Annotated in this window: 17 protein-coding genes; 10 read left to right on the plus strand and 7 right to left on the minus strand. The window is 65.3% G+C overall.

Annotated elements, in window-relative coordinates; translation table 11 throughout:
- Window positions 1-3 precede the first annotated feature (3 nt).
- The 5 genes from bamA to lpxA all read left to right on the plus strand — a co-directional run bounded on the left by bamA (window position 4) and on the right by lpxA (window position 5,320).
- A complete protein-coding gene (gene bamA / locus ACLF6L_RS06430; protein ID WP_412852602.1) occupies window positions 4-2,301 on the plus strand; it encodes an outer membrane protein assembly factor BamA in 2,298 nt (765 codons plus the stop codon).
- 80 nt (window positions 2,302-2,381) lie between these two features.
- Entirely contained in the window at window positions 2,382-2,915 is a 534-nt protein-coding gene (locus ACLF6L_RS06435; protein WP_008932283.1) for an OmpH family outer membrane protein, read from the plus strand.
- A gap of 15 nt (window positions 2,916-2,930) precedes the next feature.
- Complete coding sequence (gene lpxD, locus ACLF6L_RS06440) at window positions 2,931-3,989, plus strand: UDP-3-O-(3-hydroxymyristoyl)glucosamine N-acyltransferase (protein ID WP_238616711.1); 1,059 nt, start codon at window positions 2,931-2,933, stop codon at window positions 3,987-3,989.
- A gap of 96 nt (window positions 3,990-4,085) precedes the next feature.
- Window positions 4,086-4,532: a 3-hydroxyacyl-ACP dehydratase FabZ gene (gene fabZ / locus ACLF6L_RS06445; protein WP_371200091.1), complete on the plus strand. Its 447-nt coding sequence runs from the start codon at window positions 4,086-4,088 to the stop codon at window positions 4,530-4,532.
- Window positions 4,529-5,320, plus strand: a complete 792-nt coding sequence (gene lpxA, locus ACLF6L_RS06450) for an acyl-ACP--UDP-N-acetylglucosamine O-acyltransferase (RefSeq protein ID WP_412852603.1) — start codon at window positions 4,529-4,531, stop codon at window positions 5,318-5,320. The genes fabZ and lpxA overlap by 4 nt, the downstream gene beginning before the upstream one ends.
- Before the next feature lie 105 nt (window positions 5,321-5,425).
- Here the strand turns inward: lpxA and ACLF6L_RS06455 are convergent, their stop codons facing one another.
- From ACLF6L_RS06455 to ACLF6L_RS06485, 7 genes are all read right to left on the minus strand, one after another.
- A complete protein-coding gene (locus tag ACLF6L_RS06455) occupies window positions 5,426-5,590 on the minus strand; it encodes a hypothetical protein (RefSeq protein ID WP_238616713.1) in 165 nt (54 codons plus the stop codon).
- A 10-nt stretch (window positions 5,591-5,600) separates the two neighbouring features.
- The gene (locus ACLF6L_RS06460; RefSeq protein ID WP_238616714.1) at window positions 5,601-6,467 is read right to left on the minus strand and encodes a PH domain-containing protein; all 867 of its coding nucleotides are present in this window, start codon (window positions 6,465-6,467) and stop codon (window positions 5,601-5,603) included.
- 89 nt (window positions 6,468-6,556) lie between these two features.
- Entirely contained in the window at window positions 6,557-6,826 is a 270-nt protein-coding gene (locus tag ACLF6L_RS06465; RefSeq protein WP_238616715.1) for a hypothetical protein, read from the minus strand.
- Complete coding sequence (locus ACLF6L_RS06470; protein WP_412852604.1) at window positions 6,801-8,663, minus strand: Na/Pi cotransporter family protein; 1,863 nt, start codon at window positions 8,661-8,663, stop codon at window positions 6,801-6,803. Before ACLF6L_RS06470 ends, ACLF6L_RS06465 begins: the two co-directional genes overlap by 26 nt.
- Window positions 8,660-9,823, minus strand: a complete 1,164-nt coding sequence (gene lpxB, locus ACLF6L_RS06475) for a lipid-A-disaccharide synthase (protein WP_238616778.1) — start codon at window positions 9,821-9,823, stop codon at window positions 8,660-8,662. Before lpxB ends, ACLF6L_RS06470 begins: the two co-directional genes overlap by 4 nt.
- 22 nt (window positions 9,824-9,845) lie before the next feature.
- Window positions 9,846-10,940, minus strand: coding sequence for a DegT/DnrJ/EryC1/StrS family aminotransferase (locus ACLF6L_RS06480; protein ID WP_412852605.1), 1,095 nt, complete (start codon window positions 10,938-10,940; stop codon window positions 9,846-9,848).
- 55 nt (window positions 10,941-10,995) lie between these two features.
- Window positions 10,996-11,958 carry a Gfo/Idh/MocA family oxidoreductase gene (locus tag ACLF6L_RS06485; RefSeq protein WP_412852606.1) on the minus strand — a complete coding sequence of 321 codons (963 nt, stop codon included), beginning with the start codon at window positions 11,956-11,958 and terminating at the stop codon, window positions 10,996-10,998.
- Window positions 11,959-12,073: 115 nt separating this feature from the next.
- On the opposite strand from ACLF6L_RS06485, the gene rnhB reads away from it, so the two are divergent.
- From rnhB to recC, 5 genes are all read left to right on the plus strand, one after another.
- The gene (rnhB, locus tag ACLF6L_RS06490) at window positions 12,074-12,679 is read left to right on the plus strand and encodes a ribonuclease HII (RefSeq protein WP_412852607.1); all 606 of its coding nucleotides are present in this window, start codon (window positions 12,074-12,076) and stop codon (window positions 12,677-12,679) included.
- Window positions 12,680-12,814: 135 nt separating this feature from the next.
- The gene (gene dnaE, locus ACLF6L_RS06495; protein ID WP_412852608.1) at window positions 12,815-16,330 is read left to right on the plus strand and encodes a DNA polymerase III subunit alpha; all 3,516 of its coding nucleotides are present in this window, start codon (window positions 12,815-12,817) and stop codon (window positions 16,328-16,330) included.
- Between the two features lie 88 nt (window positions 16,331-16,418).
- Window positions 16,419-17,375: an acetyl-CoA carboxylase carboxyl transferase subunit alpha gene (accA, locus tag ACLF6L_RS06500; protein ID WP_412852609.1), complete on the plus strand. Its 957-nt coding sequence runs from the start codon at window positions 16,419-16,421 to the stop codon at window positions 17,373-17,375.
- 25 nt (window positions 17,376-17,400) lie between these two features.
- Window positions 17,401-18,669 carry a tRNA lysidine(34) synthetase TilS gene (tilS, locus tag ACLF6L_RS06505; protein ID WP_412852610.1) on the plus strand — a complete coding sequence of 423 codons (1,269 nt, stop codon included), beginning with the start codon at window positions 17,401-17,403 and terminating at the stop codon, window positions 18,667-18,669.
- A gap of 52 nt (window positions 18,670-18,721) precedes the next feature.
- Window positions 18,722-22,192: an exodeoxyribonuclease V subunit gamma gene (recC, locus tag ACLF6L_RS06510; protein ID WP_412852755.1), complete on the plus strand. Its 3,471-nt coding sequence runs from the start codon at window positions 18,722-18,724 to the stop codon at window positions 22,190-22,192.
- Window positions 22,193-22,200 lie beyond the last annotated feature (8 nt).

The following is a 22,200-nucleotide window of genomic DNA, read 5'->3' on the forward strand; positions in this document are numbered from 1 at the left end:
CGAATGTCTCGTGAGTCACGACGTCTGCTTGCCGGTCTGGGCCTTGCCGCCATGCTGGGCTGGTCAACATCGGCACTGGCCGGCAACGGTTTTGTGATCCGGGACATCGAGGTCGAGGGTCTGCAGCGCATTGCCGCCGGCACGGTGTTCACCTACCTGCCCGTGGCGGTGGGAGACGCCTTCGATGACGGCCAGGCACCGGAGGTGATCCGGGCCCTGTTCCGTACCGGCTTCTTCTCCGACATTTCCCTGAGCCGGCGTGGCGACGTGCTGGTGGTGGTGGTGGAAGAGCGGCCCGCCATCAACGAGATCCGCATCAGCGGCAACCGGGACATCAAGACCGATCAGCTCATGGAGGCCCTGCGTCAGGTGGGCATGGCCCGTGGCCGGGTCTTCAACCGCACCGTGCTCGAGCGCATGGAGAATGAACTGCTGCAGCAATATTTCGCCCGCGGCAAGTACAACGTGCAGGTGGATGTGGAGGTGGAGTCGCTGCCCCGCAACCGGGTGGACGTGGTCATCGAGATCGCCGAGGGTCGGGTGGCCCGGATCCAGCAGGTGAGGGTGGTGGGTAACGAAGCCTATTCCGAGCGGGAGCTGATTCGTCGTTTCGATTCCGGCGTGCCCCGCTGGTATGCCCTGTTCAGCCGCCGTGATCATTATTCCAAGCAGCGCCTGGCGGGGGATCTGGAAAAACTGCGTACCCGCTACCTGGATTCCGGCTTCATCAACTTCAACGTGGATTCCACCCAGGTCACTCTGACCCCGGATCGTCGGGACATCTATGTCACCATCAATATCGATGAAGGCGAGCAGTATCGGGTGAGCGAGGTCAGTCTGGCGGGCAATCTCATCGTGGACGAGCAGGAACTGCGGGATCTGCTGGCCATTGCCCCGGGGGATACCTTCTCCCGCAGCCTGATCACCGAGACCTCCAATCGCATCTCCCGCCGTCTGGGGGATGAGGGTTACGCCTTTGCCAACGTCAATCCGATCCCCCAGCTTGACGAGGAGAATCAGGAGGTTGCCCTGACCTTCTTTGTCGATCCCGGTCAGCGGGTCTATGTGCGCCGGATCAACTTCACCGGTAATTCCCGCACCCAGGACGAGGTCTTTCGCCGTGAAATGCGGCAGATGGAAGGCGGTTGGTATTCCACCTCGAACGTGGATCGCTCCCGGGTCCGCCTGCAGCGTCTCTCCTATGTGGAGGATGTGAACATCGAGACCCGCCGGGTGGCCGGGACCGAGGATCAGGTGGACCTGGACATCACGGTGTCCGAGCGCCTGTCCGGCAGTTTCATGATCGGTGCCGGGTATTCCCAGAGCCAGGGCGTGCTGTTCAATACCAGCCTGTCCCAGGACAATTTCTTTGGTACCGGCAACCGGGTCTCCCTGGCCCTGAACAACAGCCGGGTGAGCACTCTCTACAGCCTGTCCTTTACCAACCCTTATTACACCCTGGACGGGGTCAGTCGGGGCTTCAATATCTTCTATCGGGAGACGGATGCCTTCCGGGCGGATATTTCCCGCTATTCCTCCAACCGGCTGGGGGCCAATGTCACCTACGGCATTCCCCTCACCGAGTACAACACCTTCCGCATTACCCCCGGCTATGAGCGGGTGGAGATCCTCACTTCCGACAATACTCCGGATAAGATCTTCGACTACCTGGATGAAAATGGTGACCGGTATGATCTCTATACCCTGACCACCAGCTTCATCCACGATACCCGCAACCGGACCGTGTTCGCGGATCGCGGCAACCTGCAGCGGATCAGTCTGGAGGCCTCCCTGCCGGGCAGCGACCTGGAATACTATAAGGTGGATTATCGCAACCAGCTCTTCATCCCCCTGCGGCCGGGGCTGACCTTCGCCCTGTCCGGGGAAGTGGCTTACGGGGATGCCTACGGGGATACCTCCGATCTGCCGTTCTTCGAGAAGTTCTTCGCCGGCGGCACCCGCTCGGTACGGGGTTACCGGGATCTGAGCCTGGGGCCATTGGATGATCGTGGAGATCCATTTGGCGGGAACTTCCGGGTGCTGGGCAGTGCCGAACTCATCTTCCCGCCGCCGTTCATGGATCAGGCCCCCAATGTGCGCATGAGCCTGTTCCTGGATGCCGGCCAGGTATTCGAGACCTATGATGATTTCGAGACCGGCGAGATCCGCGCCTCGATCGGTGCCGGCATGACTTGGCTGTCCCCGGTGGGCGCGTTGACATTCAGTCTGGCGCAGGCGTTAAATGACAAGCCCGAAGATCGCCTGCAGTCGTTCCAGTTCAGTATCGGCGCCTCCTTCTGACGGCGTCTTGTCGAGTATGAAAAAGGGTTGTTGAACGGGCTGAGTCAGCCTTTTGTCTGCCCAAGTTTTGGAGAAACGGTTTGAAGCGCAATGTTCTGAGAATCACCACCGGCCTGTTGCTGGTGTGTCTGCTTGCGATCTCCGGTGCCGCCGCGGCCAACGCCAAGGTGGCCTTCGTCAACATCAATCGTGTCATGGAACAGTCTCCCCAGGCGGAAGCCTCCCTGCGGGCGCTGGAAGAAGAGTTCTCCCCCCGGGACTCGGAGCTGGTGGCGGAACGGGACGCCCTGCGCCGCATGCAGGAGCGTCTGCAGCGGGATGCCGAGGTGATGGGTGCGGATCGCCGCGCCGAACTTGAGCGTGAATTCCGTACCCGTTCCCGGGAGTTCACCCGCGCCCAGGACATGTTCCAGGAAGATCTGAATGTGCGGCGCAACGATGAACTGGCCCGGCTCCAGCGCCTGGTGCACAACGTGATCATGGAGATTGCCCGTGCCGAAAACGTGGACCTGGTGGTCACCGAGCGCACGGTCCTGTACGCCAGCGACCGTATCGATATCACCGGCAAGGTTCTGGAAGAGCTCCGCCGCCAGCATCAAAGAGCCCGCCGCTGATCCGGGGCGGAAGTGATGTCGGTTTCACTGAAAACACTGGCGCGGGCCATCGGCGCCGATCTGCACGGAGCCGGCATTGATGCCGGTGAACGTGTCCTGGACAGCGTGGCCCCGCTGGGCGATGCCGGTCCCGGTCAGCTGTGCTTCATGACCCATGATCGCTACCTGCCCGAGCTCCGTCGGACCCGGGCGGGAGCGGTCATCCTCAAGCCCGCGCATCTGCCCGAGTGCCCGGTGCCGGCCCTGGTCTGCGCCAATCCGCACCTGGGATTCGCCCGGGCGGCGGCCCTGTTGCATCCCGAGCCCGTACCCGAACCCGGCATTCATGCCAGTGCCGTGGTCAGTCCTCGGGCCAGGATTCATCCCTCGGTCAGTGTGGGGCCGCAGTGTGTCGTGGCGGCGGGCGTGCAGCTGGATGCCGACGTGGTGCTGGGTCCCGGCTGTATCATCGGCGAGAATGCCCATGTGGGCGAAGGGACCCGGATGCTGGCCCGGGTGACGGTGGGTGCCCGTGTCAGGATCGGTCGGCGAGGATTGCTGCACCCCGGGGCAGTGGTGGGTTCGGAGGGGTTCGGCTTTGCGAAGGACGGCGAGGCGTGGATCCGGGTGCCGCAGGTGGGTACGGTGATCATCGGTGACGACGTGGAGGTGGGGGCCAACACGACCATCGATCGCGGTGCGCTGGAAGATACCGTGATCGAGGACGGGGTGAAACTGGACAACCTGATCCAGGTGGCCCACAACGTGCATATCGGTGCCCACACGGCCATGGCCGGGTGTGTGGGGATCGCCGGTAGTGCCCGCATCGGCAGGCGTTGCTCCATTGGCGGGGGGGTCGGCATTGCGGGCCACCTGGAAATCGCCGATGGGGTGACGGTGACGGGCATGACCCTGGTGAGCCGTTCCATCTCAGAGCCCGGTGTCTATTCCTCGGGTGTGCCGTTCTCACCGGCACGGGAATGGAATCGCAGCCTGGCGCATTTGCGGCGACTCGATACCCTGTCACGGCGCGTCAAAGTCCTGGAAGAGCGGGCATCACGCCAGGGCGCCGGGGCTGACTCTGATAACGAATAATCGGTGGTTCGCAGGCAACGCGCAGGGTGGATCTGCAGGGGGCCTGCGAACGAATGACCCTATAAAGTACAAATAAGGAATGACAACTTGGATTCCATGAGCATACACGAGGTGCTGCGCTACCTCCCCCATCGTTTCCCGTTTCTGATGGTGGACCGGGTGACCGATCTCAAACCCGGTGAATATCTGGAGGGCATCAAGAATGTCTCCATCAATGAACCCTATTTCCCGGGTCATTTCCCCATCCGCCCGGTCATGCCGGGTGTCCTGATCCTGGAAGCCCTGGCTCAGGCCACGGGTCTGCTGGCCTTCAAGACCCAGGAACACCGGGGCGAGACCGACAAGCAGCAGCTGTATCTTTTCGTGGGCATCGACGAGGCCCGTTTCCGTCGCCAGGTGGAACCGGGTGATCAGCTCCATCTGCGGGTGGAACTGCTGCGCGTGGTGAGGGGTATCTGGCGCTTCAATGCCGAGGCCAGGGTGGACGGTGAAGTGGTGGCCACCGCGACGCTCATGTGCGCCGGGAAGGATCTGGAGTCATGATCGATGCCCGTGCCGTTGTAGACCCGGGGGCACGCATCGAGGAAGGAGTGCAGATCGGGGCCTTTTCGATCATTGGCCCCGAGGTGAGTATCGGCAAGGGAACCTGGATCGGACCCCATGTGGTGATCACCGGCAAGACCCGTATCGGCGAGGACTGCAAGATTTATCAGTTCGCGTCCCTGGGGGAGGCGCCTCAGGATCTGGGCTACCGGGATGAGGCCACCGCCCTGGAAATCGGTGATCGCACCGTGATCAGGGAGTACGTCACCATCAGTCGCGGTACCCCCAAGGGCGGTGGCGTGACCCGGGTGGGTTCCGACAATCTGATCATGGCCTATGTCCATATCGCCCATGACTGCCACGTGGGCGATCATGTCGTCTTTTCCAACGCGGCCTCCCTGGCCGGGCATTGTCAGGTGGGGGACCGGGCCGTGCTGGGGGGGTTCACTCTGGTTCACCAGTTCTGTCGGGTGGGGCCCCATGCTTTTACCAGCATGGGTGCGGCCCTGAACCGGGATCTGCCGCCCTATTGCATGGCTTCCGGCAATTACGCCCGTGCCGTCGGCATCAACAAGATCGGGCTCCGGCGTCGCGGTTTTTCCGGGGAGACCATCCGTGCGCTGCAACGGGCATTTCGGCATCTGGTGGACGGTCGGGACCGGCAGCAGGGCCTCGAGGCCGTGGCGCCACTGGCGGAGGTGCACCCGGAAGTGGCGGATTTCGTGGCATTTGTGCGGGAAAGTCCCCGCGGCATTCTGCGCACCGATCGGCGCCGTTCCACGGACTGACCGGCACCGCCTTCGCGGGCAAGGCCCGCTCCCAGGGTCACCCGTGTGAGTGTGACCCCGTGGGAGCGGCCCTGGCCGCGAATCAGCGCAGGCGCCGAGCAAACTTCAGGGCTCCCCGGACTCCCGTTTCAACGTCACATCCACGATTCTCACCTGCCTGATCGCCTCGATCTCATGGTCGGCGAACCACTGCTCCGCCAGCTTGCGAATGTCACCCAGACCGACCTTGGACAGGTCGATGTCCAGTTCCACGGTCACTTCCACTTTCACGGCGCACCCCTCAGAATGAACTGGTGACCACCCGACCGGACGGGTCCAGCATGTCACGCAAGGTTTCCGGATCTGCAATGCCGGGCAGCTTCAGACTCTGGCCACCATGGCAGATGATGCCCACCTTGCCGTAGCCGAGCAGACGACCCAGCCAGCTTCGGTAAATCCCCGCCGCCTTGATCTCGCCCAGTTCCATGACCCGGGTGCGGCGCAGCAGCGTGCCGGTCACGGTGATCATGCGCCGATCGGTGATGGAGACCTCCGTGTTGAGAAAAATGGCCAGTGCCCGGGCCATCATGCCCGGCAACACCGCCAGGTAGATGATGGCGGCGATGACCTCGCCCCCCAGGCCGAAGGGACCCAACACCAGCAGCAGGCACAGGGTCACGAGCTGGATCGGGGGCAGGAAGATGGCCCAGTGGGTGTCGGCCTGGAATACCAGGTGTTCTTCTTCGTCCAGCACGGTTTGGGTCACGTCCGCGCGCCCCAGGGAAAAGGACAGGATGGCCATGATGATGGCCGGCGGCAGCAGCAGGGTGCCGGCCACCAGCAGGGTGGTCCCGAGCGGGGTGCCGAAGAAATTCACCCCGGCAAAGAGGTTGATTCCCGCCGCCACGAGCACCCCCGCCGCGGTGAAATTGAGGCGGCGTTTCCAGCGTCTTTCGTTGCGCATGCGTTCGCAGCGATGTCGGGGCCACCAGCGCACCAGCAGGTTGATGAGGGTGACGGGAAACAGAATGATGAACAGGGTCAGGGAGATCAGCGCCCCTTGTCCCAGCAGGACCATGGATCCCATGAGGCTGGCCAGGGAACTCAGGGCCAGGGTGATGGGAATCCAGCGGGGAGATCGGGTGGTGTCCTTCGTTGTCGTACTCAAGTTGAGGCTCCAGTTAGGCACGATGGGACCCCGGACCGGGTCGAGCCTTCATTTTGCCTGATATCCGGCCCCGATGCCCATGCCCGGGATCAGGAGGGAGATGGATTCTGCGTGCGCCCCTTGAGTTCCCGCACCCGCTCCACGCCCTTGCGGCGCTGGGCGTAGATCACCTGCAGTTTCTGCGCAATCTCCTCATGTTCATCGCCCGGCGGTGTCTGTTCCAGCCTGGCGGTGAGATCCCGTTCCTTGGCCTTGAGTTTCTTCAACACCTTGCGGATGGATTTGAGTTCCTCACGCTGGGCGGTCTGATCCGCGCTGAGAAAACCGGCCAGCCTAGCCAGCAGTTTTTTCGTTTTCATCAGTGTGCGTCCGAGTCCTGGGATTGGAATTGCCCCCGGCCATCCGCGCAATATCCTGTTCATTCAGTGCCAGCTGACCTTCGGCGGACTGTTCCGCCCGCGTGGGAGGAAGCAGCAGTGCATGGCTGGCCTCGATCAGGTTCGAGCAGATCTCGAAGGCGTAGTTCTCGTCGTTCATCATCGACGTGGCGATGGAGGAGGACAGGCGTCTGCCACGGATCAGCTCATTGAGGTCCGCCGTGAAGCTGCGGCCGGATTTCTGCACCGACAGCTTAATGGCATCCAGTGACAGTCTGGTGACAGTCTCCGGGTCCTGGGTCCGGAGCTGGCGGATTTCCCGCAGTACCCTGGCAATCTGCAGTCGGATCACGTCATAGCGCTCCCGGATCAGCGGATTGGCGGAGAGACCGTGGCGGGAGAGGTTCTTTTGCAGGTGCTTGGTGGCCTTCACCGCCTCGACGATGTCACGACTGGCCTGTTGCAGGTCGTAGAGCTGTTCCACCGACTGTTGGGACAGCTCCCGGCCCTGGATTTCGCTGATGAAGGCGATGATGTCGCTGTGCAGGCTCTTGATCTTTGCCTCATAGACGTCGTCCACGTCCAGCGGGATGATGCGACGGGTATTTTTCACCGCGTCAGCCAGGGATTGCTCCGAGTCGATCACGGAACGGCGCAGGCTGACCCCGTGGGCGATGAGGTCATGGGCGTTGTCATAGAGATGGCCCACCTCCTTGCGCAGGGCGCTGATGGCCGTGGCCGGTGTTTCCAGGGCACCGGGATAGAGATACAGGGGTTTTTCCCTGGATTTCGGGGCCGGATTCACATACTTGATCAATGCCCGCTCCAGTACGCCGGTGAAGGGGGCCAGCAGGATGACGCCCAGCAGGTTGAACAGGGTATGGAACAGGGCCAGCTTGAGCAGGTATTCGTCGTCGGCCAGCCCGATCAGGGCGCCCAGGTGGTCCACTGCCCAGGCCATCTGTCCGATGAAGACGATGGCCACGGTCGCCGTCATGACGTTGAACAGGACATGGGCAATGGCCAGGCGCTTGCCGCCCAGGTTGGCGGTCATGCCGCCGATGGCGGTGGTGATGGCACTGCCCAGATTGGCGCCGATGGCCAGGGCCAGGGCGCTGTCATAGCTGATCTGACCGGTGGCCAGGGCGGTGATGATCACCAGCAGGGTGGCGTGGCTGGACTGCATGATCACCGTGATGAGCATGCCGATGCCGGTATAGAGCAGCACCCCCAGGATGCCGGGAATCACGTAGCCGGAGAGATCGAAGGCCCCCTGGAAGGCTTCGAAGCCTTCCTTCATGTAATGGATGCCCAGGAACAGAAAGCCTACTCCCAGGGCCAGGTAGCCGATACCCTGCAAGACCTTGGAGCGCTGCAGCAGGAGGATGACACCGACAACCAGGGCGGGCATGGCATAGCCGGCGATGTCCACTCGCAGGCCCAGGCCGGCAATCAGCCAGGCCCCGGTGGTGGTGCCCAGGTTGGCCCCCATGATGACACCGATGCCGGCCGCCAGGGTGATCATCTCGGCACTGACGAAGGAAATGGTGACCAGCGACACCAGGGTACTGGACTGCATCAGGGTGGTGCTGGTGATGCCGAAGGCGATGCTTTTCCAGAGCCGGTTGGTGGACGCCCGCAGCACCTGTTCCAGGGTGCCGCCGGTAAAGGCCTTGAAGCCCTTTTCCAGCGACAGCATGCCGAACAGGAACAGCGCCACCCCGGCGGCGATTTCCTTGAAGTCCGGACTGACCCAGAAGCCGTAACCCAGGATCAGCAGGAGCAGGGGCAGCGGGGCCTGGCGCCAGAACCGGATCAAGGGTGTCGCACCTCCCCGTCAACGGTGTCGAGCAGACGACCATGGTCGATCAGTTCCAGGGCCATCCTCGCCACCTTCCCGGAGCCGCCGCCTTCTCCCAGGCGTTCCCGTACCTCGCCCAGGGCATTTACCACCGAGCGGTGATAATCCTCGTCCATCAGCAGTCGCTCCACTTCCGCGCCGATGTTCTCCGCCGTGGCGGCATCCTGCACGAACTCCCGCACCACCGCGCGACCGGCGACGATATTGGCCAGGCCGATATGGGGAATCAGGATCAGGCGGCTCAGAATGGCGTGGGTGATGGGAGAGACCCGGTAGATGATGGCCATGGGCGTCCTGAGCAGGGCCGCTTCCAGGGTGGCCGTGCCGGAGGCGATGATGAGGGCGCGACTGACCGCCATGACATCATAGGTTTGCCCGCTCACCAGCCGGATGTCCAGGGACGGGTCCAGATGGGGTGCCACATCGCCGGCCACGTCCACGCCGGGGGCGAGGGGCATCACGAAACGGATATCGGGATGCCGTCGGCGCAGCCACCGGCAGGTTTCCATCATGATGGGCAGGTGGCGTCGCAGCTCCCCGCCACGGCTGCCGGGCAGCAACGCCAAGGGGGGATGGTCCGGGTCCAGACCCAGGTCCGCCAGGATCTTGTCCGGGGCGGCGGAGGGGTGGACCACGTCCACCAGGGGATTGCCCACATAGCGGACCGGGATGCCGTAACGCCGATAGACGTCCACCTCGAAGGGAAACAGCACGGCCATGGCATCGATCACCCGGCCGATGCGTTTCACCCGATGGGGGCGCCAGGCCCAGATCTGGGGGCTGACGTAAAACAGCACCCGGATGCCCAGGGCCTTGGCGGCCCTGGCCAGACGCAGGTTGAATTCCACGTAGTCCACCAGCACCAGCAGGTCCGGCGGGTCCGACCGCAGATGTTGCTTGAGGGTTTCCAGGGCCCGGCGGATATCCCGGTACTGGGCGATCACCTCCCACAGGCCCACCACCGCCAGACGTCCGGCATCCACGATCAGTTCCACCCCGGCCTCGCGCATGGCGCCGCAGCCCATGCCGGTATAGCGATTGCCGGGACGCAGGCCTTCCATGGCCCGGACCATGTTGGCGGCATGCAGGTCGCCGGAGACTTCGCCGGCGACAACCATCACATGCAGCGGTGTGTTCGAATCAGTCAAGGGCCCCCCGGATGATATCGGTGATCCGCACCAGATCCTCGTCACGGATCTCGGGATAGATGGGCAGGGACAGGCAGCGCTCGGTGACGGATTCGGTCACCGGCAGGTGGATCTGGGCGCAGCTATCGCCGAAGGCCTTCTGGCGATGCAGGGGGATGGGGTAGTACACGGCGCAGGCGATCCCGGCCTGCCGCAGGGCCTGCATGACGGCGTCCCGGCGGTCCGTTAGCAGGGTGTATTGATGAAACACGTGCACACCCAGGCCGTCCTCGAAGGGCGTGGTCACCGGTGTATCGGCCAGCAGTGCGTTGTAGCGGTGGGCGGCCCGGCGCCGTTCCTGGTTGAAGCGGTCGATGTGCTTGAGCTTGACCCGCAGGATGGCGGCCTGGATCTCGTCCAGGCGACTGTTGTAGCCGATGATGTCATGGTGATAGCGCACCCGGCTGCCGTGGTTTCTCAGGGTCCGTAACTGGTCGGCGTGCGCATCGGAACCGGTGGTGATCAGGCCGCCGTCACCGTAGCAACCCAGGTTCTTGCTGGGGAAGAAGCTGAAACAGCCGAAGGCGCCGGTGGTGCCGGTCTGGGCGCTGTTCACGGTGGCGCCGAAGGACTGGGCGCAGTCCTCCACCAGGATCAGGTCATGGGCCTTGCACAGGGCCTGGAGCCGGGGCAGGTCCGCCGGCTGTCCGAACAGGTGAACCGGCATGATGGCCCGGGTGCGTTCGTTGATGGCCGCCTCCACCTGGGCCACGTCGATATTGAAGGTGCGCGGATCGATGTCCACGAACACCGGCACGGCCCCCACATAGCGGATGGCCTCGGCGGTGGCGATGAAGGTGAAGGCGGTGGTGATGACCTCATCCCCCTCGCCGATACCGGCGGCGGCCAGGGCCAGATGCAGGGCATCGGTGCCGGAGGCGCAGGTGATGGCATGGGGCGTGCCCAGGTAGTCGGCCAGTTCCTGCTCCAGGCTCTGCACGTTGGGGCCCAGGATGAACTGGGTGTTTTCCAGGACCTGGGCGATTCCCGCGTCGATCTCGTCCTTCAACTGGTGGTACTGGGTCTTCAGGTCGACCATTGGAATCATGGTGTGATTTTTCCTTGCTTGAATGAATACGGTCTGTGCGGGAAGGGGGAGGGCGTCAATCGCGCCGGTCGCGCATGGGTGACCCCTGTCGGACCAGTTCGCTGATGCGGATGGCCGTTTCCAGGGCGCGCTGGCCGTCCTCGCCGGAGACCACCACCGGGGTGCCCTGCTGGATCGAGTCCAGGAAGGCGATGATCTCCGCCTTGAGGGCATCGCCCTCCTCGAAGAAGCTTTCCTCGCTGATGACCTCGGGGATGCCCGGGAACATCTCCTTGTCGCCCAGTCGATGCACCGACAACCCCCGGTTCTGGAAATCCACCGAGACATAGGCATTTTTCTGGAAGATGCGCATCTTGCGCTCGGTCTTGAGGCTGACCCGGCTGGAGGTGACATTGGCCACGCAGCCGCTTTCGAACTCGATGCGGGCGTTGGCGATGTCGATGGCGTCGGACAGGACCCGGGCGCCGCTGGCGGCGAGGGATTTCACCGGCGAGCGTACCATGTCCAGGATGATGTCGATGTCATGGATCATCAGGTCCAGCACCACGTTCACATCCGTGGCCCGGGGCTTGAAGGGGGCCAGGCGGTGGGATTCGATGAACAGGGGTTCGCCGCGTCGATCCGCCAGATCCATCAGGGCGGCGTTGAAGCGCTCCAGGTGTCCCACCTGCAGGATCACGCCCCGTTCCCGGGCCAGTCGATTGAGGGCGGCGGCTTCCTCCACGGTGGAGGTGATGGGCTTTTCCACCAGCACGTGGGTGCCGTGTTCCAGGAAATCCCGGGCCACGGGAAAGTGCAGGGTGGTGGGCACGGCAATGCTGACGGCATCCACCTGGCCAAGCAGTTCGCGGTAGTCGGTGACGGCGCGACATCCGCATTGTTCGGCCACGGCGGCGGCGGTCTCGGCACTGGCGTCGGCCACCGCCACCAGCTCTGCATTGGGAAGGGCGGCGTATTTCTGGGCGTGGAACTTGCCAAGATAGCCGACGCCGATCACGGCGCATCGTGTGGAGGTCATGGGCGGTCCCGGTGGCTTGGTGAGCGGCGCGGCACGGGCCGGTGGCCCTGATGAGGTGCGCCTTGATAGCATGTCGTGCCTTCATTTTACTCCATGCATGGTGGGAACGACATCAATGACGCTTGATCCGGTGAACCTGGCCCAGGGGCCTGACGTGGCGGGTGTGGACGAAGTGGGCCGTGGTCCGCTGGCCGGCCCGGTGGTGGCGGCGGCGGTGATCCTGGATCCCGCCCGTCCCATCGAAGGATTGAAGGATTCCAAGGCCCTGAGTCCGGCCCGGCGCGAGGCCCTGGATGCACTGATCCGGGAACGGGCCCTGGCCTGGTCCATTGCGGTCTGCGGCCCGGCGGAGATTGATGCGCTGAACATCCTCCAGGCCAGCCTGCTGGCCATGCGTCGGGCGGTGGAGACCCTTTCCGTCGCGCCGGCCCTGGCTTTGGTGGACGGCAATCGCTGTCCGGAAGCGATGCCCTGTCCGGCCCGGGCGGTGGTGGGGGGGGACAGGACCGTGGCGGCCATCAGCGCGGCGTCCATCATCGCCAAGGTCCATCGGGATGCCCTGATGGTGGCCCTGGATGCCGAGCATCCCGGCTACGGGCTGGCGGGTCACAAGGGTTATCCCACTCCCGTGCATCTGGAAGCCCTGACCCGCCTGGGGCCGAGCCCCTGTCACCGGATGAGCTTTGCTCCGGTACGGCGGGCGGCCTGCCAGGCGTCCTGAATCCGTTATTCCCGCGCAAGCGGGAATCCATCGGCCGGTCACGGAGTGAAGCATCCTGGTCGGAAATACCTTTAACGCCCTTCCCCTGCTATCTTGTCCCCCCATGCCTGCTTCATGCCTCCAGATATCACAGCGATGACCCAGCCTTTCGTTCACCTCCACCTGCATTCCGAGTTTTCCCTCGTGGACGGCCTGGTCCGGGTGGGTCCGCTGGTCGCCGCCGCCAGGGGCGCGGGGATGCCCGCCTGCGCGGTGACCGACCAGAACAACCTGTTCGCCATGGTCAAGTTCTACAAGGCGGCCCTCAAGTCCGGTGTCAAGCCGATCATCGGCGCTGACCTGTGGGTGACCGCCGGCGAACCCGGTGAACCGCCCACCCGGCTGGTGCTGCTGTGCCAGAACGATCCGGGTTACAAGCGCCTCACCCGCCTCATCAGCCGGGGTTACCAGGAGGGCCAGCAGAGCGGCACGCCGATCCTGGAACGCGAGTGGTTCACCCGCGAGGCCTGCGAGGGTCTGATCGCCCTGTCCGGCGGCCGGGAAGGGGAGGTGGGCAGGGCCCTGCTGTCCAGAGACCCCGATACGGCCGGGCCGGCCTGCGATTTCTGGTGTGATGTCTTCCCCGGTCGCTTCTACCTGGAACTGATCCGCACCGGCCGGGAGGGGGAGGAGGATTACCTGCACGCCGCCGTGGCCCTGGCGGCCGAACGGAACCTGCCGGTGGTGGCCACCAACGATGTGCGTTTCATCAGCCCCGACGATTACGATGCCCATGAGGCCCGGGTCTGCATCCACGAGGGCCGGGTTCTGGACGACCCCCGACGGCCCAGGCTCTACAGCCCCCAGCAATACCTCAAGACCCCGGAGGAAATGGCGGAACTCTTCGCCGACATCCCCGAGGCCCTGGCCAACACGGTGGAAATCGCCCGTCGCTGCAATCTCGTCCTGACCCTGGGGGAGAACTATCTGCCGGAATACCCCATCCCCGCGGGCATGACCACGGACGAGTATTTCCGCCAGCTCTCCCATCGCGGACTGGACGAGCGCCTGGTGCGCCTGTTCCCGCCGGACACCCCGGACCGGGAGGAAAAGGAGAAGACCTACCGGGCCCGTCTGGACGTGGAACTGGACGTGATCTGCCAGATGGGATTCCCCGGCTACTTCCTCATCGTGGCGGACTTCATCCAGTGGGCCAAGGACAACGCCGTGCCGGTGGGACCGGGGCGAGGCTCAGGGGCCGGGTCTTTGGTGGCTTATGCGTTGAAGATCACCGATCTGGACCCGATCCGCTACGAACTGCTGTTCGAGCGATTCCTCAATCCGGAGCGTGTGTCCATGCCCGACTTCGATATCGACTTCTGCATGGAGAAGCGGGACAGCGTGATCGAATACGTGGCCCGGCGCTATGGCCGCGACAAGGTTTCCCAGATCATCACTTACGGTACCATGGCCGCCAAGGCCGTGGTGCGTGACGCCGGTCGCGTGTTGGGCCATGCCTATGGCTTCGTCGATCGCATCGCCAAGCAGATCCCGTTCGAGATCGGCATGACCCTGGACAAGGCCCTGGAGCAGGAGGAGGACCTGCGCCGCAGTTACGAGGAGGACGAAGAAGTCCGCGGCCTCATCGACCTGGCCCGCAAGCTGGAGGGGGTGGCCAGAAACGCCGGCAAGCATGCCGGGGGCGTGGTCATCGCCCCCACCACCCTGACGGATTTTTCCCCCTTGTTCTGCGAACCGGGCGGGCAGGGGGTGGTGACCCACTTCGACAAGGACGACGTGGAGGCCATCGGCCTGGTGAAGTTCGACTTCCTGGGCCTGCGCACCCTCACCATCATCGACTGGGCAGTGCAGACCATCAATGCCCGCCGGGCAAAGGCCGGCGAACCGCCCCTGGACGTCAACGACGTGCCCCTGGACGAGGACGGCACCTTCGGTCTGCTCAAGCGTCAGGAAACCACGGCGGTGTTCCAGCTGGAATCCCGCGGCATGAAGGACCTGATCAAGCGCCTGCAGCCGGACAACTTTGAGGACATCGTCGCCCTCGTGGCCCTCTACCGGCCCGGCCCCCTGCAGTCGGGGATGGTGGACGACTTCATCAACCGCAAGCACGGCCGCGCCAGGGTGGAATACCCCCACCCGGCCCTGGAGCCCATCCTGCGCCCCACCTACGGGGTCATCCTCTATCAGGAACAGGTGATGCAGATCGCCCAGGTGCTGGCCGGCTACAGCCTGGGCGGCGCCGACCTGCTGCGCCGCGCCATGGGCAAGAAGAAGCCCGAGGAGATGGCCAAGCAGCGGGAGATCTTCCTGACCGGTGCCGTGGCGCAGGGGGTGGAGGAGGCCACCGCCAGTTACATCTTCGACCTGATGGAAAAATTCGCGGGTTACGGCTTCAACAAGTCCCACTCCGCCGCCTACGCCCTGCTGTCCTACCAGACCGCCTGGCTTAAATGCCATTACCCGGCCGCCTTCATGGCGGCGGTGCTCTCCGCCGACATGGATCACACCGACAAGGTGGTGAACCTGATCGAGGAATGCCGCTGCATGGACCTGGCGGTGATCCCGCCGGACGTGAACACGTCAAGCCATGAGTTCACGGTGCGGGATGACCGGACCATCGTCTATGGCCTGGGGGCCATCAAGGGGGTGGGGGAGTCGGCCATCCAGGTGCTCATCGACAGCCGTCGGACCGATGGCCCCTTCGCCTCGCTGGACGATCTGTGCGTGCGGGCGGATTCCCAGAAGATCAACCGTCGCACCCTGGAGGCCCTGATCCGGGCCGGTGCCCTGGATTCCATCGGCCCCAATCGGGCGACCCTGATGCACAACCTGCCCCTGGCCATGTCCCGGGCCGAGCAGCACCGCCGGGACCAGAGCATGGGGCAGGGGGATCTGTTCGGCATGGCGCCGCCGCCGGAAGTGGAGGCGGTGGCTGCCCCCGTGCTGCCGGAGTGGGAGGAAGACATCCGGCTGCTGGCGGAGAAGGAAACCCTGGGGCTCTATCTCACCGGTCATCCCATCACCCGCTACGAGGCGGAGCTGCGCCGCATCACCGGCAAGCGCATCGCCGATCTGCTCTCGGACCTGGCGGACAGCGCCCCCGGGCAGGGGACCGGAGAGACCCAGGGTCGGGGTCGGCAGCGGGAGCAGAATGCCCTGATCGCCGGTCTGGTGGTGGGCATCCGCCTGCGCAACGCTCCGTCCGGCCGCATGGCCTTCCTGACCCTGGATGACCGCAGTGGTCGTATCGAAGTGGGACTGTTCGGTGAGGATTACCGCCGTTTCCAGAGTCTGCTGGTGAAGGATCGCCTGCTGGTGGTGGAAGGCGGCGTGGGCATCGACGAATTCAGCGGCGGCGTGCGCATGCGCGGTCGGCAGGTGATGGACCTGGACCAGGCCCGGGAGCAGTTTGCCAAGCGGGTGGATCTGACCCTCAACGGCGGCACCGACCCGGCGCTGGTGGAGGCTCTGCAGGAAAGCCTGACGCCGTTCCGGGACGGTCCCTGTCCGGTCTTCGTCAACTACAGCAACGGCCGTGCCCGCGCCCGTTTCCGGCTGGGTGATGCCTGGCAACTGCGCCCCACCGAGGAACTGGTACAGCGACTCCGGGGCCTGCTGGGGGAGGAGGCCGTGCAGATTCACTATCGTTAGCCTCGCGGGGCTGCCTGCACAGGGCTGTCCCCAAACCGCCGGCCGTGTAGAATGGCCCCTTTCCCAAAACCGACCCAGACCAGCGCCGATGAATCCGGATTTCCTTGAATTTGAGCAACCGATCGCCGAACTGGAAGCCAAGATCGAAGAGCTTCGTTATGTCAGTGATGATGCCGAGGTCAACATCCAGGACGAGATCACCCGTCTCGAATCCAAGTGCAAGAGTCTGACCGAGTCCATCTTCGCCAAGCTCAACCCCTGGCAGATTTCCCAGCTGGCCCGGCATCCCCGGCGCCCCTATACCCTGGACTATGTTGCCCACCTGTTCACGGACTTCGAGGAACTGCACGGGGATCGGGCGTTCGCGGATGATCCGGCCATCGTCGGCGGCGTGGCCCGGTTCGAGGGGCGGCCGGTGATGGTCATCGGCCATCAGAAGGGTCGCGACACCAAGGAAAAGATCCATCGCAACTTCGGCATGCCCCGGCCGGAAGGCTATCGCAAGGCCCTGCGACTGATGCAGATGGCGGAACGCTTCTCCCTGCCCATCTTCACCTTCATCGACACCCCCGGCGCCTATCCCGGCGTGGGCGCGGAAGAGCGTGGCCAGAGCGAGGCCATCGCCCGCAACCTGCTGGAGATGTCCAGATTGCGTACCCCCATCATCTGCACCGTGATCGGTGAGGGGGGGTCCGGCGGCGCCCTGGCCATCGGCGTGGGTGACAAGGTGCAGATGCTCCAGTACAGCACCTATTCGGTCATCTCTCCGGAGGGGTGTGCCTCCATTCTCTGGAAGAGCGCGGAGAAGGCCGCCGATGCCGCCGAGGCCATGGGCATCACCTCTGCCCGTCTCAAGGAACTGGGCCTGATCGACGCCATCCTGCCCGAGCCCCTGGGCGGCGCCCACCGCGATACCGCGGCCATGGCCGACACCTTCCGCGCCGGCCTGCTGGAAGGCCTGGATGAGCTGCAGTGCATGGACATCGATGCCCTGGTGGCCCGTCGCCACGGGCGGATCATGCAATACGGCCAGGTGAAGGAATAATCCCTGCCCGACCCCTCATCCCGCCGTGCTGGACTCCCTTGCCGCCGCTCTCGAACGCCTGCCGCCGGCCCCCCGCTGGTTGATCGGCCTGAGCGGCGGCCTGGATTCCCATGTCCTGCTTCACGGCCTTCATGTCCTTTCCGGGGGGCGTACCTTGCCTCCTCTGGCCGCCGTGCATGTCCACCACGGCCTGAGTCCCCACGCCGACCGTTGGCAGACCCACTGCGAATCCCTCTGCCGTGACCTGAGCATCCCCCTGCGGGTCCTGGTGGTGGATGCCCGGCCCGCCACCGGCGAGAGTCCCGAGGCCGTGGCCCGCGCCGCTCGCTACCGGGCCATCGCCGACGCCATGGAACCCGGTGCGATCCTGCTCACCGCCCATCATCGCCGTGATCAGGCCGAGACCCTGCTCCTGCAGCTTCTGCGCGGCGCCGGTCCCGCCGGGCTGGCCGCCATGCCCCGGCTCAAGCCCTTTGGCCCCGGCTGGCAGGCCCGGCCGCTGTTGGATCTGGACCGGGACACCCTCGCCGATCATGCCCGCAAGGCCGCCCTGACCTGGGTGGAAGACGACAGCAACGCGGACCCGCGCTTTGACCGCAACCTGCTTCGGCAATCGGTCATGCCCCGGCTGCGGGCACGTTGGCCGTCCTTGGATGCCACCTTGTCCCGGGCCGCCCTGTTGCAGGCGGAGGCACAGGATTTGCTGGCCGAGCGGGCCAGGGAAGACCTGGAGCAGGTGCGGGGGCGTGTGCCGGGCACACTCTCGGTGGCCGGTCTGGCCGGGCTGCGTCGTCCCCGGCTGCGCAACGCCCTGCGGGGGTGGTTGCAGGACAAGGGTCTGCCCATGCCGGGGCGTGCCCGACTGGAGAGCCTGATTGAACAGATGCTCAAGGCCGGTTCCGACGCCGGTCCCCGGGTGGCCTGGGAGGGAGCCGAGGTCCGCCGCTACCGGGATGATCTGTATGCCATGCGGCCGCTGGTGCCGGTGGATGCGGGGCGGGTGTGGCAGTGGACGCCCACCGCGCCCCTGCGGTTGCCCGAGTTGGGCATCACCCTGGATCCCGCCATTCTGCGGTCGCACTGGGCACTGGATCCGTCCACCCTGACGGCGCCGTTGACGGTACGTCTCCGGCGGGGCGGGGAGGTGATTCGCTGGCGCGGTCAGACCCGTTCATTGAAAAAACTGCTCCAGGAAGCGGGGATTCCGCCCTGGGAGCGTGATCGGTTGCCGCTGATTCATGTCGATGAGCAACTGGTGGCGGTCTGGGGTATGCTGCCGGGATCCCAGGACTGAACCACGGCAACGGAGTCTCGCCTTGACCGCAGCCCCCATCAACCCCGGTTTCATGGTGGTCCACGGCAACCGCCTGGAAGACCTGCGCGCCCTGGCCGTGGAATGGATGCGTCGCCACCCCCTGGCGCCGCTGGAAAACGAGACCATCCTGGTCCAGAGTAACGGCATCGCCCAGTGGCTCAAGCTGGCCCTGGCGATGGACCCGGACGGCCCGGAAGCCGGCATGGGCATCGCCGCCGCCCTGGATGTCCAGCTGCCCGCCCGCTTCCTCTGGAACGCCTATCGGGCCGTCCTCGGCGCCGAGGCCGTGCCCACCGAATCCCCCTTCGCCAAGGACCCGCTCACCTGGCGCCTCATGCGCCTGTTGCCCGAATGCCTGGAACAGCCGGCCTTCGCCCCCCTGCGCCGATTCCTGACCGATGATGCGGACCTGCGCAAGCGCCACCAGCTGGCCCTGCGCCTGGCGGACCTGCTGGACCAGTATCAGGTCTATCGGGCCGACTGGCTGGACGACTGGGCCGCGGGCAGGGACCAGACGCGGGATCCTCGGGGCGTGCTGCGTCCCCTGGACGGGGAGGACAGCCGCTGGCAGCCGGCCCTGTGGCGCGCCCTGATCGAGGACATGCCCCCCGATGCCCGCAGCCTGAGCCGTGCCGGGGTGCATGTCCGGTTCATGGACCGGGTCCGTGCCCTGGAGGCCCGTCCCCCCGGTTTGCCGCGGCGGGTGATCGTGTTCGGCATCTCCTCGTTGCCGGCCCAGACCCTGGAGGCCCTGGAGGGATTGGCCCGCTTCAGCCAGGTGCTGCTGTGCGTGCACAATCCCTGTCGCCATTACTGGGCCGACATCATCAGTGACAAGGACCTGCTGCGTGCCCGGCGTCGCCGTCAGTCCCCCAAGGCCGGCATGCCCGATGTCATCGCCGAGGAGGACCTGCACAACCACGCCCATCCCCTGCTGGCGGCCTGGGGCAAGCAGGGGCGTGACTACATCCGTCTGCTGGATGAGCACGATGATCCCGGTCACTACCGCAGTCTGCTGGAGTCGCTGCCCTGGCAGCGCATCGACCTGTTCGAACCCCGGGGAGGCGAAACCCTGCTGCAGCAACTGCAGGATGACATCCTCGATCTGTGCCCTCTGGCGGAGACTCGCGACCATTGGCCCCCGGTGGATCCGACGGAAGATGATTCCATCCGCTTCCATGTGGCCCACAGTCCCCAGCGGGAAGTGGAGATCCTCCATGACCAGCTGCTGGCGCGGTTTTCCCGGGACCCGAGCCTGCGGCCCCGGGACATCATCGTCATGGTCCCCGACGTGGACCGCTATGCGCCCCACGTCCAGGCGGTGTTCGGCCAGACCCGCCCGGATGATCCCCGTCACATCCCGTTCTGTTTCTCCGACCAGGCCCGGCGGGGGCGGGACCCCTTCCTGATGGTGCTGGAACAGCTCCTGCGCCTGCCCGAGTCCCGACTGTCGGTGAGCGAACTGCTGGACCTGCTGGATCTGCCGGCCCTGCGCGACCGCTTCGGCATCGGGCAGGGGGATCTGCCGCGCCTGCGGGCCTGGATCGAAGGGGCGGGCATCCGCTGGGGCTTGGACGCCCGGCAGCGCTCCGCCCTGTCCCTGCCGGAAGGGCTGGAGCAGAACACCTGGCGCTTCGGCCTGCGGCGCATGCTGCTGGGCTATGCCGCGGGCAGTCCAGGCCCCTGGCGGGAGATTGAGCCCTACGACGAGATCAGCGGCCTGGATGCCGCCCTCATCGGTCCTCTCCATGCCTTGCTGGAGGCCCTGGACCAGGCCTGGCGGAGTCTTGCCGAACCGGCCACGCCGTCGGTCTGGGGGACACGCCTGCGCACCCTGATGCAGAATTTCTTCGCCCCCGCGCAGGAGCGTGAGCAGCTCATGCTGCGGCGCATGGACGAGGCCCTGGAGCATTGGGAAACCCTGTGCGAAACGGCGGGCATGGTGGAGGCCCTGCCGCTCACCGTGGTGCGGGAGCACTGGCTCGGTACCCTGGACGAGTCCCACCTGTCCCAGCGATTCCTGTCCGGGGCGGTGACCCTGTGTACCCTCATGCCCATGCGCGCCATCCCGTACCGGGTGGTCTGTCTGCTGGGCATGAACGACGGCGACTATCCCCGTGCCCATGTTCCCATGGATTTCGATCTCATGGCCGGAGAGCACCGCCCCGGCGACCGCTCGCGCCGGGAGGATGACCGCTACCTGTTCCTGGAGGCCCTGCTGTCGGCCCGGGATCACCTTTATATCAGTTGGGTGGGACGGGGTATCCGCGACAATGCCTTGCAGCCACCGTCGGTATTGGTGAGCCAGTTGCGGGATCACCTGGCCGCCGGCTGGTGCCTGCGGGACGAGGGCAATAGTAACGGGGAAGCCCTGCTCAAGGCCCTGACCACCGACTACCCGTTGCAGCCCTTTGGCCGGGCCTATTTCCAGGGCGATGACGACGGACGCTTCACCTATGCCCGGGAGTGGGAAGCCCTGCATGTCGGCGTGGGGGCGGGCCTTGCCCGCGAACGGCAATTTCCCCGCCAAGGGGAAGCACTGCCCCCACCGATACTGGAAGAGGCACTGCCCGCCGAAGACCTCGCAGCCTTTCTCAAGGACCCGGTGCGCAGCTTTTTCCGCCACCGCCTCAAGGTCCACTTCGACGAGGCACCGAGTGCCGGCGAAGACCAGGAGCCTTTCGTTCTGGATGGCCTGGACCATTGGCAGGCCTTGGATCATCTGCTGGGGGCAGCCCTGGCGGACGATGCCGATCCGGAGCAGGCCGCCGAGCGCCTGGAGACGGCCTTGATCGGCTGGCAGCGCAGCGGCCGGCTGGCCCTGGGAGAGATCGGGCGCCAGCAGGCTGACCATCTGCGGGCCGAGGCGATGAACCTGGTCGTCACCTGGCAGGCAGCGGTCCGGGCCTGCCCCCGGCGGTTGCCGCGCCCGGAACTGCTGCGTTTCGAGCACGAGGGCCGGGTGGTGGAAGGCTGGCTGCCCCGATTGCGTCTGGACGCGGCCGGGGAGCGGGTGCATCTGTTGTACCGGGCCGGTACCTTGAGGGCAAATGTCAATCCCTTCAAGCGTCTGGACCAGACCTGCCTGGCCTGGGTGCAGCACCTGATGGCCCATGCCCGGGGACTCACCCTGCGCACGATGATGATGGGGCTGGACGACACCCTGTGCCTGGACCCGCTGCCGGCACAGGAGGCCCGGGACCATCTGCACACCCTGCTGCGGGCCTGGGAAACGGGAATGACCCGCCCCCTCCCGGCCTACTGCCGGGGCAGCAGTGCCTGGCTGGATGCACTGGAGCGGGACGGCAAGGACCCGGAAGAGATCCTGACCCGGGTCCATGAAGGGGACGGGTTCAGGGGGGGCGCGGTGGACCAGGACCCCTGGCTGGCCCGGGCCTGGCCGGATACCCGATCCCTGCTGGCCCAGCCGGATTTCCCGGCCTGGGCCAGCGACCTCTACGGCCCCCTGAGCCGGGCCGCCTATCTGCTGGGCAAGGATTGAGGCCTATC

Source organism: Ectothiorhodospira shaposhnikovii (genome assembly GCF_047222355.1).
In the GTDB taxonomy this organism is placed as follows: Bacteria; Pseudomonadota; Gammaproteobacteria; order Ectothiorhodospirales; family Ectothiorhodospiraceae; genus Ectothiorhodospira.

Coding starts and splice junctions, on each gene's coding strand:
- dnaE (WP_412852608.1), top strand. CDS start 12,815: ATGACCCAGCCTTTCGTTCACCTCCACCTGCATTCCGAGTTTTCCCTC.
- ACLF6L_RS06485 (WP_412852606.1), bottom strand. CDS start 11,958: ATGACCTCCACACGATGCGCCGTGATCGGCGTCGGCTATCTTGGCAAG.
- lpxA (WP_412852603.1), top strand. CDS start 4,529: ATGATCGATGCCCGTGCCGTTGTAGACCCGGGGGCACGCATCGAGGAA.
- ACLF6L_RS06480 (WP_412852605.1), bottom strand. CDS start 10,940: ATGATTCCAATGGTCGACCTGAAGACCCAGTACCACCAGTTGAAGGAC.
- rnhB (WP_412852607.1), top strand. CDS start 12,074: ATGACGCTTGATCCGGTGAACCTGGCCCAGGGGCCTGACGTGGCGGGT.
- accA (WP_412852609.1), top strand. CDS start 16,419: ATGAATCCGGATTTCCTTGAATTTGAGCAACCGATCGCCGAACTGGAA.
- ACLF6L_RS06465 (WP_238616715.1), bottom strand. CDS start 6,826: ATGAAAACGAAAAAACTGCTGGCTAGGCTGGCCGGTTTTCTCAGCGCG.
- lpxB (WP_238616778.1), bottom strand. CDS start 9,823: ATGGTTGTCGCCGGCGAAGTCTCCGGCGACCTGCATGCCGCCAACATG.
- recC (WP_412852755.1), top strand. CDS start 18,722: ATGGTGGTCCACGGCAACCGCCTGGAAGACCTGCGCGCCCTGGCCGTG.
- bamA (WP_412852602.1), top strand. CDS start 4: ATGTCTCGTGAGTCACGACGTCTGCTTGCCGGTCTGGGCCTTGCCGCC.
- fabZ (WP_371200091.1), top strand. CDS start 4,086: ATGAGCATACACGAGGTGCTGCGCTACCTCCCCCATCGTTTCCCGTTT.
- lpxD (WP_238616711.1), top strand. CDS start 2,931: ATGTCGGTTTCACTGAAAACACTGGCGCGGGCCATCGGCGCCGATCTG.